Source organism: Streptomyces mirabilis, from assembly GCF_039503195.1.
Taxonomy (GTDB): domain Bacteria; phylum Actinomycetota; class Actinomycetes; order Streptomycetales; family Streptomycetaceae; genus Streptomyces; species Streptomyces mirabilis_D.
In genome coordinates this window covers 5,304,957-5,317,942 of the sequence record NZ_JBCJKP010000001.1, presented here as the reverse complement: position 1 = coordinate 5,317,942, position 12,986 = coordinate 5,304,957, and the positions used below count along the sequence as shown (strand labels likewise).

The window sequence follows — 12,986 nt, the reverse complement described above, 5'->3', positions numbered from 1 at the left end:
CGGGGAAATGCACTCGACGTGCGGTGCCGGGCCGGGTGGACTGAGGGCATGACGACACCCCAGCAAAAGCTCCTTCCCGGCACGCGCCGGGCTCTGTTGCACCGCATCGCCGCCGCTCAGGCCGAGGGGCGGGCGCCGTCGCTGATCGCAGCGGTCGTCCGAGGCGGGGAGCCGGTGTGGCACGGGTCGCGTACCTCGGTGGACGGGCACGGACCGGACGAGAACGTGCAGTACCGGATCGGTTCGATCACCAAGACCTTCACGGCCGTGTTGGTGCTGCGGCTGCGTGACGAGGGACTGCTCGACCTGGGCGACCCGCTGGAGAAGCATCTTTCGGGCACTGGTGCGGGGGAGGCCACCATCGCCCAGCTCCTCGCGCACACCGCCGGGCTGGCGGCCGAGACGCCCGGCCCCTGGTGGGAACGCACACCCGGTTCGCTGCGCCCCGAGCTCTCCGACGTGCTCGGTGAGCAGCCCTTCCTGCATCCGGCGGGGCGGCTGCATCACTACTCGAACCCCGGCTACACCTTGCTGGGCGCACTGATCGAGGAACTCCGGGGAGTTCCCTGGGAAGAGGCCCTGCGGCGCGAGGTGCTCGACCCGCTGGGCCTGCACCGCACGAGTGGGCAGCCGCGGGCGCCCCATGCGGGTGGCTGGGCCGTGCATCCGTGGGCGGACGTCATGATGCCGGAGCCCGCCGAGGACCTCGGCCGGATGGCTCCGGCCGGACAACTGTGGTCCACCACGGGGGACTTGGCGCGCTTCGCCGTCTTCCTGGCCACGGGGCACGCGGCGGTGCTCAGCGCGGAGTCCCTGCGGGAGATGCGTACGCCCGCAGCCCCCTCGGAGGCCGATCAGCTCGCCTCGGGGGACTCCTACGGGCTGGGACTGCAGGTGCTGCATCGGTCGGGTCGCATCCTGGTGGGTCACTCGGGGTCGTTGCCAGGCTTCCTCGCGGCGCTCGCGATGGGTGTGGAGGACGACGTGGCGGCGGTGGTGCTGTCCAACTGCACCTCCGGTCCGCGGGTGCTGACCGTGGCCACCGATCTCGTACGGATCGTCGCCGAGGCCGAGCCGCGCATTCCCGACCCATGGCGTCCGGCCGCCGAAGTCGATCAGTCCGTCCTGGAGTTGGCCGGTCCCTGGTACTGGGGCACCCAGGCGTACGCGCTTCGTCTGAGGGCCGACGGCATGGTCGAGCTGGGCCCACTGGCCGGGAGTGGCCGCGGTTCACGCTTCCGTGCGAACGGTGACGGGACCTGGACGGGACTCGACGGCTACTACATGGGGGAGTCGCTACGGGCCGCACGGCGCCCTGACGGGTCCCTGAGCCACCTCGACCTCGGTTCGTTCGTCTTCACGCGTCAGCCGTACGACGAGGGCGCTCCTGTGCCGGGTGGAGTGGACCCTGCGGGCTGGCGAGGGATTCAGTAGCCGCTGTCATGCGGGCGGGGGTCTGTTTCACGTGAAACAGACCCCCGGCGTACACAGGTGGCTCAGAGCGCCAGCTTGAAGCCCACGTGTGAGGCCGTGAAGCCGAGCCGCTCGTAGAAGCGGTGGGCGTCAGTGCGGGTGGCGTCGGAGGTCAGCTCGACCAACTGGCATCCCTGGCGCCGGGATTCCTCGATCGCCCACTCGATGAACCGGGTGCCGAGACCGCTGCCGCGCTCGTCGGAGTGGATGCGGACGCCCTCGATGAGGGAGCGGGTCGAGCCCTTGCGGGACAGCCCGGGAAGGACCGTGAGCTGCAGGGTGCCGACGACGCGTCCCTCGCGCACCGCGACCACCAGGTGCTGATTCGGGTCGGCGCTCAACCGCTCCAGCGCGGCCAGGTAGGGGGTCAGGTCGTCGGGTGACTCCCGCTGGGCGCCGAGCGGATCATCGGCGAGCATCGCGACGATGGCGGGGACATCGTCCGAAGCTGCCGGTCGAATCTCAAGATCTCCCATGGCCACAGCGTATCCAGGCACCTGTACGCGCTGTGTGGACACCCGGCAGGGGGACGGGAGGTCGTCCCTGCCTAGGCGGACACACTCGCCGACTCCACGACGCGGACCAGTGGGGCCAGTTCGGGGGACTTGGCGGCTTCGTCGAGCGCCTCCCGCAGGGCGGTGTCATTGGTGGGCCGTGCCTCTTCGAGGAGCTTGAGGCCGGCCTCGCTGACATTCGTGTAGATGCCGCGGCGGTCGGTCGGGCACAGATAGCGGGCAAGCAGACCACGGTCCTCGAGCCGGGTGACGAGCCGTGTGGTGGCGCTCTGACTGAGCACGACCGCGTCCGCGACCTGCTTCATCTGCAAGTGACCACCTTCGCCGTCGTGCTGTCGGCTGAGCACGTCGAGCAGGGAGTACTCCCTCACGCTGAGGTCGTGCTTGGTCTGCAGGGCGCGCTCGATGTGGGCCTCGATCCTCCCGTGCAGCAGGGAGAGGGCGCACCACCCCTGAGCAAGGGCGGTGAGCGCGGGGTCCGTGGCTGTCATGGCGTGTTCCTCCGTCCCGGAGCAGCTGACACCAGGGTAGAGCACGAGCGCAATAGTCCGCTCTTGCACTTAGCCCGCGTATGCAACTATTGTGAACGCACGCAAAGCGCTCCTGCAATCGTTTGGGAAGGTGTCCCCACCATGCCTCTCGCGCTTCTGGCCCTCGCGATCGGGGCCTTCGGAATCGGAACCACCGAGTTCGTGATCATGGGTGTGCTGCCTGAGGTCGCCGGTGACTTCGGTGTCTCCATCCCCACGGCCGGACTGCTGGTGACCGGCTATGCCCTCGGCGTGGTGATCGGCGCCCCGATCATGACCGCACTCGGCACGAAGGTGTCCCGCAAGCGGATGCTGATGCTGCTGATGGGGTTGTTCGTCGTCGGCAACCTGCTCTCCGCCGTCGCCCCGGTCTTCGGGCTGATGCTGGCGGGCCGAGTCGTCGCCTCTCTCGCCCACGGCGCGTTCTTCGGCATCGGATCCGTCGTCGCCGCCGAGCTTGTCGCGCCGGAGAAGAAGGCCGGTGCGATCGCCATGATGTTCAGCGGTCTCACCATCGCCAATGTGGTTGGTGTCCCCCTGGGCACGTTGATCGGGCAGTCCGCGGGCTGGCGGGTCACCTTCGCCGGAGTCGCCGCGCTCGGAGTGATCGGTCTGCTCGGTATCGCCAAGCTGGTCCCCGAGATGCCGAAGCCCGAGGGTGTGCATCTCCGCCACGAGCTCGCTGCCTTCAAGAACGTCCAGGTCCTGCTGGCGATGGCGATGACCGTGCTCGGCTTCGGAGGTGTCTTCGCGGCCATCACCTACATCGCGCCGATGATGACCCACGTCGCCGGCTTCGCCGACACCTCCGTCACCTGGCTGCTGGTGCTCTTCGGCCTCGGCATGGTCGCCGGAAATCTCATCGGAGGCAGGTTCGCCGACCGCGCCTTGATGCCGATGCTGTACGTGTCCCTGGGCGGCCTCGCCATCGTGCTCGCCCTGTTCACGGTGACCGCGCACAACAAGATCCTCGCGGCCCTCACGATCGCGCTGATCGGCGCCCTCGGGTTCGCGACCGTGCCGCCGCTGCAGAAGCGCGTCCTCGACCAGGCGCACGGCGCCCCCACCCTGGCCTCGGCCGTGAACATCGGCGCCTTCAACCTCGGCAACGCCCTCTCGGCCTGGCTCGGTGGCCTCGTCATCGCAGCCGGCCTCGGTTACACCGCCCCCAACTGGGTCGGCGCGGCGCTCGCCGCGGGAGCTCTGGTTCTCGCCGTCGTCTCGGCAGCCCTGGAGCGCCGAGCCGATGTCGCCGGCACCGTCGCCGCCGCAAGCGCGCCCATCGAGCAGCGGACCGCCGTCCACCACTGAGCCACCGAGTAGCAGCCGGCCCCTCACGTCTGAGCCCACCGTCCTGAGCGGCCACGACCGAACAGCACCTCAAGGAGAAAGTCCCTCATGACCAGCACCACCGTCGCCGTTGCTCCGCTGACCATCCAGGACGCCGAGGTTCTCGTCTCCGCGGCCCACCGTGCCGCCGAGGCCGCCGGAGTCACGGTCAGCGTCACCGTCCTCGACGCGGGCGGCCATCTGCTCGCCTTCCGGCGCGACGACCGCGCCGTACTGATTTCCGGCGAGACCAGCACGCGCAAGGCCTACACGGCCCTCCAGCTGGACTCCGCGACGAGAGAACTGGTCGACGCGGTCCAGCCCGGCGGCCTCTTCCACACCCTGCCCACCGCGCTCGACCGTCCCCTCCTGTTCATCGCTGGCGGCGTTCCGGTCCGTCGCGACGGTCGTCTGATAGGGGCGATCGGGGTCGGTGGCGGTGCGCCCGAACAGGACCACGACTTCGCCGTCGCGGCGGTGGAGACGCTCGTCTGACCGCACCGCCGTAGACAGGCGCCGGTCCCCCACAGACGACGGGGACCGGCGCTTCTCTACGCGGTGAGTGATTCTCCGGGTGGTGGATGCGACTGCACCCCGGCGGCTCTCAGCCTGCCGCCACCGTGAGCGGAGCGAAGCGTCGCGTCCAGTCCCCGGGCAACTCCGAGATCCCGTACGCCATCACCGCGTTGAAGCTCGTGGGCTCCAGGCCGTGTTCCTTCGCCCAGGACAGCAGCTCTTCGTGCCGTACGTCGATGTCGGTGCGCAGCGGGCGGTCGGTGTGGGCGGCGAGCGAGGCGATGAGTGCCTTCGCCGTCTCGGAGTCACGGGCGATCAGTGGACCCACCACATGGGTGTCCATGTTGGGCCAGGCCGCCGCGTAGCCGATGATCCGGCCGTTCTCCACGGCGACACGCAACTGGTCGGAGAAGGCGGGCAGCCGCGTGATCACATGGGTGCGGTCGGAACCGAAGACCTCCGCGTCGAGCCGAAGAATCGTGGCGAGATCCTCGGCGGTGGCCGGGCGCGTGGTCACCTTCGGGTCCGGCCCGCCAGGGACGAAGTGTCCACGGACCATCTCGGCACGGCCCGTGACCTTGAAGCCCAGCTGCTCGTAGAGCGGTCGGCCATGAGGAGTCGCGTGCAGGGTCAGCGGGGTGGTGCCCATCTCTGCCACGACATGCTGCATCAGGCGCCGGCCGACACCCTGGCGAGCATGCCGCTCGGCGACCAGCACCATTCCGATCGCTCCCAGTTCAAGCCTCTCCGGCGTTCCGTATTCGGTCACGACGCAGGCGGTGACGAGACCGCCGTCGGGGTCGTCGATGCCGTAGCCCGTGCCGGCGGTGAGGAGCAGCCCCCACTTGTGTTCCTCACGGGGCCACCCCCGGTTCTCTGACAAATCGGCGCAGGCGGTGAGATCGCGAGGCGTCAGTCGGCGGATGGGCAGAAAGGCGGGGGAAGGTGTCGACACGCAGGTCAGGCTGTCTGACGTACCCCCTGACGTCCACCTTTTTACCCAGGGATCTATGCGCTTTTGGCCATGTCGTGCCTCAGGTGCGGGCATGGAGGCAGCGTCGCTTCCCACAGCGCACGGACAGATGTTTCACGTGAAACAGCGAAAGGTGCCCGGGCCGCTAGCCTCGGCTTCCATGCCACGACTTCATCTCTTCGACCTTGACGGAACGTTGCTGTACGGGAGTTCCGCGCCCCAGGAGATCTCACGACAGATCGGTCTGGAGGCCGAGACTGTTGCCCTTGACCAAGCGATCTCGGCAGGACGGATCGGTCCGCCGGAGTACGCCGCACAGGTGCATGCCCTGTGGGCGGATCTCAGGGAGGAACATGTGGCGGCGGCCTTCGAGGGCGCGCCGTGGCTGTCCGGTATCGAGGACGTCTGGGCGGAGATCAGAGGCAACGGCGACTACTGCGCCGTCGTCTCCCTCTCGCCCTCGTTCTTCGTCGAGCGACTGACGGCGTGGGGTGCGCATGCGGCATACGGTTCGCGTTTTCCCGCTCTGCCGTTCAGCGAGCCCGTTGATCTCGCGGGCATTCTCAGTGCCGCGGCGAAGGTGCAGATCGCGGACCGACTCTGTGAAGAGTTCGGGGTGATGCGGGCCGACTGTGTTGCCTATGGCGACTCGCTGTCCGACAAGGACCTGTTCGAGACGGTGCCGGTCTCCGTCGCGGTCAATGCCGATCGGCATCTGGCAGGCCTTGCCACGCACTCCTACGTGGGACGGGATCTGTGGGATGCCTATGAATTGGTCCGGCGCGCCTTGTGATTACGGCAGTTGAGAGTGGGGCGGCGCCTCTTAGGGCGGAAGGAAGCGGGTACTTGTTTGTGGGGCGGCTGCCGGTATGGTCGACTCCGGTTCGCGTCCATCGTGATGTACGCACGTCTCGTGGGGCACGAACGCAGGCCAATGCAGCGTAACGGGACGGAGAGATCGAAGACCCGTATTTTCCGTTATGCGGCCGGGTGCTGACGCGGAGTGGGATGCTGCAGTGAGGGTAGTGCGGCCAATGTCACATTCTCGCCTTACTTGTCCGTACAGAGTGGCAATCCGGGTTGAATGTGGCCGCATTGGCCGGTGGGGACTGAACGGGGCAGGAAAGCAAGTCGTCTACGGGGGAAAGTAGGCATCTTCCGACCGCGGAAGTGCGCAGACCGACCGAAAGATGTTCGAGGCGAGGCACACCATGGACGCTCCGACCACCACGTCGGCCGACAACGGCACTTCCGGAGGCAATGGCGGGGGCGGCTGGTTCACGCCGCGCAAGGAACCACTGCCGTCCGATGGGGAGAGGGAGCCCGCCGACGGCCGCCGTCTGGCAGCGATGCGCCCGGTCGGCCGACCCACCGCGGGTCGGGGAACGACACAGCAGGAACGAATATCCTCCGCCGTGGAGGCAGAGCCGACTTCCCAGCAGGCCGCGCCCACTGAGGCCCCACGCCCCGAGCCGGAGCCCGCCCACACATCCGCTCGGCCATGGTCAGGTCCGGCCGGGCCCGACCACGACTCCTCCGCGCAGTCCGATGCCGGCCCGGAGCAGTCCGTGTTCGGGCGGGAGCGGACGGATCCCGGACGTGAGCAGTTCAGCCCCGGCCCGCAGCCGCCGGTACCCGCCCAGGAGCAGCGCCTTGCCGAGCCTCGGGTCCCGGTTCAGGAGCAGCGGTTCCGAGAGCCTCCTGCGCCCTTCGACAAGCCTCGGTCGCCCGAGCCCGCCGAGCCTTTTGAGACGCTGCGGTCACCCGAGCCTCCCGTCTCCCGTCAGGCGCCCCCGCTGCCCGAGCCGGGACCGTCCGGCCCGGAGCCGCGGTCGCCCGCCCAGAGGTTCGACCCCACTCCGCAGGCGTCTCCGGACGCCGTGCTCATCCGCCGGACCATGGCCGAGGTCGGCCCCGTCGCCGACAAGGTCACTTCTTACTTCTACGCACTCCTCTTCGTGCGCCACCCGGATCTACGGCCGCTGTTCCCCGCGGCGATGGACACCCAGCGAGACCGACTGCTCAAGGCGCTGCTGACCGCCGCCGAACACATCGACAACACTCCGGTTCTCGTCGACTACCTGCAGAACCTCGGCCGTGGCCACCGTAAGTACGGCACCCGGCCCGAGCACTACCCGGCCGTCGGTGAATGCCTCATCGGCTCGCTCAGCCGGTTCGCCTCGGCGATCTGGGACGCCGAGACCGAGGCGGCCTGGGTGCGCGCGTACACGACGATCTCCCAGGTGATGATCGACGCGGCGGCCGCGGACGAGTTGCGCGCCCCGGCGTGGTGGTACGCCGAAGTCGTCGCGCACGACCTCAGGACACCGGACATCGCCGTCATCACGGTCCGCCCCGACCAGCCGTACCCCTTCCTCGCCGGGCAGTACACGAGCCTGGAGACACCGTGGTGGCCGCGTATATGGCGGCACTACTCCTTCGCCTCGGCGCCCCGGTCCGACGGACTGCTGTCGTTCCATGTGAAGGCGGTCCCGGCGGGCTGGGTTTCCAACGCGCTGGTGCACCGTGCCCGTCCCGGCGACATCATCCGGCTCGGCCCGCCGGCCGGCTCGATGACCGTCGACCACACCACCGACAGCGGCCTGCTCTGCCTCGGCGGCGGCACAGGCATCGCGCCCATCAAAGCGCTGGTCGAGGACGTCGCCGAGCACGGGGAGCGGAGGCCGGTCGAGGTCTTCTACGGGGCCCGCACCGATCACGACCTGTACGACATCGACACGATGCTCCGGCTGCAGCAGAGCCACCCATGGCTTGCCGTGCGCCCGGTCGTCGACCAGCGGGCGCATCTCCATCTGCCCGACGCCGTACGCGAGTACGGCCCGTGGAACGAGTACGACGCCTATCTCTCGGGGCCACCCGGCATGATCCGCAGCGGGGTGGACGCTCTGAGGGCAGCGGGCATCCCCTCGGACCGCATACGCCATGACTCGGTCGAGGAACTCGTCGCGGCAGGTGACTGACCGGGCCCATCCGGCAGCCGGGGCCACGACCCCGGCCCGAAGAGCCTCAGCCCAGGTCCGGTGCGTGCATCGCCCGTACGCCTTCGATGTTCCCGTCGAGATAGTGCCGCAGGGACAGCGGTACGAGGTGGACGGAGGCGATGCCGACCCGGGTGAACGGCACCCGCACGATCTCGTACTCGCCACAGGGCTCGTCCACCTCGGGGCCGTGCCGCTGGGACGGATCCATGGACTCCAGACGGCAGACGAAGAAGTGCTGCACTTTCACGCCGGTTGCGCCGCCGTCGTCACCGATGTGCTCGACGGTGTCGACGAAGCAGGGCACCACATCGGTGATCTTGGCACCGAGTTCCTCGTGTACCTCACGATGGAGTGCGTCGACGACAGTCGTGTCTTCCGGTTCGACCCCGCCACCCGGTGTCAGCCAGTAGGGATCGACGCCGGGTTTGGTGCGCTTGATCAAGATCAGGTCATTGCCATCGAGCAGGATGGCGCGGGCGGTGCGCTTGACCACGGGTCGGACGGTCATGGGAGAAATGTGGCCCGGTTGGTTCCACGTGAAACATCGCGGAGCCCCGAGGCACTCAGGAAGGGCTCAGAAAGCCCCCTGGGAGGCTCAGGGAGCCCGGCGAGGCTCGGGGGGCATCAGGACCAGTCGGCCGCGGCGTGGAGCAGCCAGTCGTGCGCCCGAGCGATGTGCGGCATGGCCAGTGTGCCGGTGCGGACCACCAGGAAGTACGTACGCAGCGGAGGCACCGCCGGGTCGAGAAGCGCGACCACGTCACCCCGTTCCAGGGCTTCTGCGCACAGATACCGGGGCAGCACCGCGAGGCCCGCGCCCGTGGCGGCGCAGGCGAGCACGGCACGCAGATCGGGGACGACGACGGTGCCCGAAGCGGCCGGGTGGGAGTCGAAGACGGATGCCCAGTAGCGGGCGACGAGCGGCAGCGACTCGTGCACTTCGACCACGGGGAAGTTCTCCAGGGCCGGCGAGCCCTTTCGGCGGAGCTTTCCGGCACCTATACGGGCGGCCCAGCGCGGGGCGGCGACCAGCACGTGCTCCTCGTCGCAGAGCGGAGTCGCGGTGAGCAGGGTGCCACGGGGACGGGCCGTGGTGATGGCCAGATCATGATGTCCGGCGGCGAGCCCTTCCAGTGTCTCCTCGGCGTTGCCGAAGGAGGCGCGCAGCGCGAAACCCTGGCCGTCCTCGCCCGTCAGCTCCGTGAGCGCGGGCAGCGCCCGCTCGGCGGTGAACTCCGGTGGCCCGGCCAGATGCAGGGTGCGCACTGACGAGTCCTCGTCGAGTCCGGTCTCGGCGATCTCCACCAGGGCGTCGAGATGCGGCGCGGCCTTGTGGGCGAGCTCGTCACCGATCGTCGTGGGGGTCACCCCGCGGGCCTGGCGAAGAAAGAGCGGCCGCCCCAACTGCCGCTCCAACGTCCGGATCTGTGAGGTGACGGCAGGCTGTGAGAGGCCGAGCAGCGCGGCGGCGCGAGTGAAGGAACCGGCCCGGTGCACGGTCACAAATGTGCGCAGCAGGGCCAGATCCATGGTGCCCCTCCCCTCCCAGCGCTCCCGACCGAGCCCTAACTATAAATAAGTCGATAGGTCTCTGTCGCTACTGTGATTGGACACTGACACAGAGTCAACTAGCCTTGTTCGCGCGGTTCTTCGCGCGCAGAACCGGGACGGTCCGAGCCACGAGGGGGAGGCTCGGACCGTCCGTTGTACGGAGCGAGGTACCAAGCGGGCAGCCTGGATGTATGCCGCAGGAGACTCACCGGTCGTTCAGGTAGGGGGTCACTCCGCGGATTCGTCGAGCGCGCGCAGTACGTCCGCCACCAGGTCCTCGGGGTCCTCGGCGCCGGCCGAGAAACGGATGAAGCCTTCCGGCACCGCGTCGCCACCCCACCGGCCGCGCCGCTCGGCGGTGGATCGCACCCCGCCGAAACTCGTCGCGTCGTCCACCAGACGCAGCGCGTCGAGGAAACGGTCGGCACGCGAACGCGTGGGCAGTGTGAAGGACACCACGCATCCGAAGCGCCGCATCTGCTGCGAGGCGATCTTGTGCGAGGGGTCGTCGGGCAGTCCCGGATAGCGCAGCCCGGTCACCTCGGGCCGACCGCGCAGCGCCTCGGCGATCACCAGGGCGTTGGCGTTCTGCCGGTCGGCACGCAGCTGGAGCGTGGCGAGGGAGCGATGGGCCAGCCAGGCCTCCATGGGCCCGGGGATCGCTCCGACGATCTTCCGCCAGCGCCGCACGGGCGCCATCAGGTCGGCGTCGAGCGCGGTGACGTATCCGAGGAGGATGTCTCCGTGCCCGGTGAGCATCTTGGTGCCGCTGGCGACCGAGAAGTCGGCACCAAGCCCCAGCGGGCGTTGCCCGAGCGGGGTCGCCAGGGTGTTGTCGACCGCGACGAGGGTGCCCTGCGCGTGGGCCGCCGCGACGAGGCGTCGCACGTCGCAGACGTCGAGCCCCGGGTTCGACGGGGTCTCGATCCACAGCAGCTTCGCGCCGTCGAGCACCTCGAGCTGGGCGTCGCCGCCGGTCGGGGCGGTGCGTACCTCGATGCCGTACGCGGTGAGCTGCTCGCGCACCAGTGGCAGCACCTGGTAGCCGTCGACGGGCAGGACCACCGCGTCTCCGGCCTTCAGCTGGGAGAAGAGCACCGCCGAGATGGCGGCCATCCCGGAGGGGAAGGCGAGCGTCGTGACACCGTCCTGCCCGGGTGCCTCCAACTCGCCGATGGCACGCTCCAGGAGCGTCCAGGTCGGGTTCTCGTCACGACCGTAGGTGTACGGGCCGGTCGGATCGCCCGGCAGATGGAAGTGCGCGGCGAAGACCGGGCCCGGAAGCGTCGGCTCGTATTTGACGGGGTCGGGCAGCCCCGCCCGTACCGCTCGCGTGCCGTCGCCGCTTCCCGTGACGAAATCCCCTGACGTCATGCTGCCCGTCCCTCCAGTTCTTGCCGTACAGCGGCGAGCAGCCCGGGGCTCGCCGCCTCCACCATCTCAAGACATTCCTCGAAGCCGTCCATGGGTCCGTAATACGGATCGGGAACGTCCAGGTCGTCACCCGCGTCGGGGTCGTACGACCGCAGCAGCCGGACCTTCGTCGCGTCCTCGGGAGTGGGCGCGAGCCGGCGCAGAGCCTTGAGGTGGCCTGAGTCGAGGGCGATCACAAGGTCGAGGCCGGAGAACCACGAGACGTGGAACTGGCGGGCCGCATGGCCGCTCTCGTAGCCGGCCGCCTCCAGGACGGCGACGGTGCGGGAGTCCGCACCGTCGCCCTCGTGCCAGCCGCCCGTGCCCGCGCTGTCGACCTCTACCAGGCCGTCGAGTCCGGCCTCTTCTATACGGGCGCGGAAGACGGACTCGGCCATCGGCGACCGGCAGATGTTGCCGGTACAGACGAAACAGACGCGATAGGACATCGGAGGCTCTCAGTCCTCGCCGTCGGGCAGCACGACATTGAGCGCCCAGGACACGACCGAGATGATCAGGCCGCCCACCACGGCGGTCCAGAAGCCCTCCACGTGGAAACTGAGGTCGAGCTTGCCGGCCAGCCACGAGGTGAGCAGCAGCATCAGGGCGTTGACCACGAGGGTGATCAGGCCGAGCGTCAGAATGAAGAGCGGGAAGGTCAGCAGCTTCACCACCGGCTTGACCAGGAAGTTCACCAGACCGAAGACCAGGGCGACCACCAGCAGCGTGCCGACCTTCTTGCCGGTGCTGGTCCCTGTCAGGGTGATCTTGTCGAGCAGCCACACCGCGACGGCCAGGGCCCCCGCGTTGGCGATCGTCTTGACTACGAAATTCTTCATGTGTCTGATCGTGGCAGAAGAGATCGACTGGCGAGCAAGGCTGTGGACACAGCTTTCGGAGCACGGGAGCGGACGAGGGCGATGAAGGCATTCCGGCTGGACGAACTCGAGGCGGAACGGGCCGCCAACGACGGTGCTTACCTGCAGTTTCTGCGCGAACGGAACATGTCGGTCGGCCTGTACGCGCTCGACGCGGGCGACCCCGACCCGCAGAAGCCGCACCAGCAGGACGAGGTGTACTTCGTCGTGAGTGGCCGCGCTTCGATCACGGTCGGCCTGGAGACCACCCAGGTCGCGCGTGGCAGCGTCGTCTACGTACCCGCGGGGGTCGCCCACAAGTTCCACCACATCACCGAGGACCTGCGGGTTCTGGTGGTGTTCTCTCCGCCCGAGAGCTGACGGGGGCCTCAGGGTTCCCTAGGGGGACGGTCAGGGGAGGACAAGGGGTGCGGGGCCCCCGTCGGCCCCTTCGCGGGCCTAGCATCGAATGCAGGACATCACAGAACCCGGAATCAGAGTCCCGGACGTGGGGCCACGGGCATAGAGAGGCTAAGGACAAGGGCGATGCGAGAGATCTTCGGCGGGATGCCGTGGTGGGTGAAGTGGATCGCGGTGCCGGTCATCGCTCTGGTCGTGTTCGGCACGGTGATAGTCAGCGTGCTCAGTGTGTTGATCGGCCTGCTTTTCAAGGTCCTGATCTTCGTCGCCCTCGTCGGCGGATTGATCTACGTGGTACGCAAGTTCATGTCGAGTTCGTCGTCGCGCAGCGACTGGTGAGACACAACCGGGTGAGTAACGGGTAACGGGCAGGTCAGGAAAGGGAACTCAAGGTTCCCTCGGCCGAG

General features: G+C 68.5%; 15 protein-coding genes. 7 read left to right on the top strand and 8 right to left on the bottom strand.

Annotated features, from left to right (window positions below; genetic code table 11):
- Positions 1–48 precede the first annotated feature (48 nt).
- Positions 49–1,434, top strand: coding sequence for a serine hydrolase domain-containing protein (locus AAFF41_RS24605; protein WP_343324639.1), 1,386 nt, complete (start codon positions 49–51; stop codon positions 1,432–1,434).
- Between the two features lie 62 nt (positions 1,435–1,496).
- Here AAFF41_RS24605 and AAFF41_RS24600 read toward each other — a convergent pair whose 3' ends face one another.
- Both AAFF41_RS24600 and AAFF41_RS24595 read right to left on the bottom strand, forming a co-directional pair.
- Positions 1,497–1,949: a GNAT family N-acetyltransferase gene (locus AAFF41_RS24600; protein WP_097285426.1), complete on the bottom strand. Its 453-nt coding sequence runs from the start codon at positions 1,947–1,949 to the stop codon at positions 1,497–1,499.
- A gap of 71 nt (positions 1,950–2,020) precedes the next feature.
- Positions 2,021–2,479 carry a MarR family winged helix-turn-helix transcriptional regulator gene (locus tag AAFF41_RS24595; protein WP_060901667.1) on the bottom strand — a complete coding sequence of 153 codons (459 nt, stop codon included), beginning with the start codon at positions 2,477–2,479 and terminating at the stop codon, positions 2,021–2,023.
- A gap of 141 nt (positions 2,480–2,620) precedes the next feature.
- Here AAFF41_RS24595 and AAFF41_RS24590 point away from each other — a divergent pair, with 141 nt between their 5' ends.
- On the top strand, positions 2,621–3,829 hold the full coding sequence (locus AAFF41_RS24590) for an MFS transporter (RefSeq protein WP_319752443.1): 1,209 nt from the start codon (positions 2,621–2,623) through the stop codon (positions 3,827–3,829).
- Between the two features lie 87 nt (positions 3,830–3,916).
- Positions 3,917–4,342, top strand: coding sequence for a GlcG/HbpS family heme-binding protein (locus AAFF41_RS24585; protein WP_060901669.1), 426 nt, complete (start codon positions 3,917–3,919; stop codon positions 4,340–4,342).
- Positions 4,343–4,451: 109 nt separating this feature from the next.
- Here AAFF41_RS24585 and AAFF41_RS24580 read toward each other — a convergent pair whose 3' ends face one another.
- On the bottom strand, positions 4,452–5,318 hold the full coding sequence (locus AAFF41_RS24580; RefSeq protein ID WP_319752444.1) for a GNAT family N-acetyltransferase: 867 nt from the start codon (positions 5,316–5,318) through the stop codon (positions 4,452–4,454).
- Positions 5,319–5,496: 178 nt separating this feature from the next.
- Here AAFF41_RS24580 and AAFF41_RS24575 point away from each other — a divergent pair, with 178 nt between their 5' ends.
- Both AAFF41_RS24575 and AAFF41_RS24570 read left to right on the top strand, forming a co-directional pair.
- Positions 5,497–6,129 (top strand): HAD family hydrolase, encoded by a 633-nt coding sequence (locus AAFF41_RS24575; RefSeq protein WP_319752445.1) that lies wholly within the window; start codon positions 5,497–5,499, stop codon positions 6,127–6,129.
- Between the two features lie 775 nt (positions 6,130–6,904).
- Positions 6,905–8,317 carry a globin domain-containing protein gene (locus AAFF41_RS24570; RefSeq protein WP_425526157.1) on the top strand — a complete coding sequence of 471 codons (1,413 nt, stop codon included), beginning with the start codon at positions 6,905–6,907 and terminating at the stop codon, positions 8,315–8,317.
- Positions 8,318–8,363: 46 nt separating this feature from the next.
- On the opposite strand, the gene AAFF41_RS24565 is transcribed toward AAFF41_RS24570, so the two are convergent.
- The 5 genes from AAFF41_RS24565 to AAFF41_RS24545 all read right to left on the bottom strand — a co-directional run bounded on the left by AAFF41_RS24565 (position 8,364) and on the right by AAFF41_RS24545 (position 12,141).
- Positions 8,364–8,846, bottom strand: a complete 483-nt coding sequence (locus AAFF41_RS24565; protein ID WP_054236463.1) for an NUDIX domain-containing protein — start codon at positions 8,844–8,846, stop codon at positions 8,364–8,366.
- Between the two features lie 116 nt (positions 8,847–8,962).
- Complete coding sequence (locus AAFF41_RS24560) at positions 8,963–9,868, bottom strand: LysR family transcriptional regulator (RefSeq protein WP_054236464.1); 906 nt, start codon at positions 9,866–9,868, stop codon at positions 8,963–8,965.
- A 249-nt stretch (positions 9,869–10,117) separates the two neighbouring features.
- Complete coding sequence (locus AAFF41_RS24555; protein WP_343324637.1) at positions 10,118–11,263, bottom strand: cystathionine gamma-lyase; 1,146 nt, start codon at positions 11,261–11,263, stop codon at positions 10,118–10,120.
- A complete protein-coding gene (locus AAFF41_RS24550) occupies positions 11,260–11,751 on the bottom strand; it encodes a low molecular weight protein-tyrosine-phosphatase (protein ID WP_319752448.1) in 492 nt (163 codons plus the stop codon). Before AAFF41_RS24550 ends, AAFF41_RS24555 begins: the two co-directional genes overlap by 4 nt.
- A gap of 9 nt (positions 11,752–11,760) precedes the next feature.
- A complete protein-coding gene (locus AAFF41_RS24545; protein ID WP_319752449.1) occupies positions 11,761–12,141 on the bottom strand; it encodes a phage holin family protein in 381 nt (126 codons plus the stop codon).
- Between the two features lie 81 nt (positions 12,142–12,222).
- On the opposite strand from AAFF41_RS24545, the gene AAFF41_RS24540 reads away from it, so the two are divergent.
- Positions 12,223–12,540, top strand: a complete 318-nt coding sequence (locus tag AAFF41_RS24540; RefSeq protein ID WP_054236468.1) for a cupin domain-containing protein — start codon at positions 12,223–12,225, stop codon at positions 12,538–12,540.
- A gap of 165 nt (positions 12,541–12,705) precedes the next feature.
- A complete protein-coding gene (locus tag AAFF41_RS24535) occupies positions 12,706–12,918 on the top strand; it encodes a DUF5326 family protein (RefSeq protein ID WP_054236469.1) in 213 nt (70 codons plus the stop codon).
- Positions 12,919–12,986: the final 68 nt, after the last annotated feature.

Bases quoted from the DNA above. Each gene is read 5' to 3' on its own strand.
- AAFF41_RS24585 (WP_060901669.1), top strand. From the start codon at position 3,917: ATGACCAGCACCACCGTCGCCGTTGCTCCGCTGACCATCCAGGACGCC.
- AAFF41_RS24600 (WP_097285426.1), bottom strand. From the start codon at position 1,949: ATGGGAGATCTTGAGATTCGACCGGCAGCTTCGGACGATGTCCCCGCC.
- AAFF41_RS24605 (WP_343324639.1), top strand. From the start codon at position 49: ATGACGACACCCCAGCAAAAGCTCCTTCCCGGCACGCGCCGGGCTCTG.
- AAFF41_RS24590 (WP_319752443.1), top strand. From the start codon at position 2,621: ATGCCTCTCGCGCTTCTGGCCCTCGCGATCGGGGCCTTCGGAATCGGA.
- AAFF41_RS24540 (WP_054236468.1), top strand. From the start codon at position 12,223: ATGAAGGCATTCCGGCTGGACGAACTCGAGGCGGAACGGGCCGCCAAC.
- AAFF41_RS24535 (WP_054236469.1), top strand. From the start codon at position 12,706: ATGCGAGAGATCTTCGGCGGGATGCCGTGGTGGGTGAAGTGGATCGCG.
- AAFF41_RS24545 (WP_319752449.1), bottom strand. From the start codon at position 12,141: ATGAAGAATTTCGTAGTCAAGACGATCGCCAACGCGGGGGCCCTGGCC.
- AAFF41_RS24550 (WP_319752448.1), bottom strand. From the start codon at position 11,751: ATGTCCTATCGCGTCTGTTTCGTCTGTACCGGCAACATCTGCCGGTCG.
- AAFF41_RS24575 (WP_319752445.1), top strand. From the start codon at position 5,497: ATGCCACGACTTCATCTCTTCGACCTTGACGGAACGTTGCTGTACGGG.
- AAFF41_RS24555 (WP_343324637.1), bottom strand. From the start codon at position 11,263: ATGACGTCAGGGGATTTCGTCACGGGAAGCGGCGACGGCACGCGAGCG.
- AAFF41_RS24565 (WP_054236463.1), bottom strand. From the start codon at position 8,846: ATGACCGTCCGACCCGTGGTCAAGCGCACCGCCCGCGCCATCCTGCTC.
- AAFF41_RS24560 (WP_054236464.1), bottom strand. From the start codon at position 9,868: ATGGATCTGGCCCTGCTGCGCACATTTGTGACCGTGCACCGGGCCGGT.
- AAFF41_RS24595 (WP_060901667.1), bottom strand. From the start codon at position 2,479: ATGACAGCCACGGACCCCGCGCTCACCGCCCTTGCTCAGGGGTGGTGC.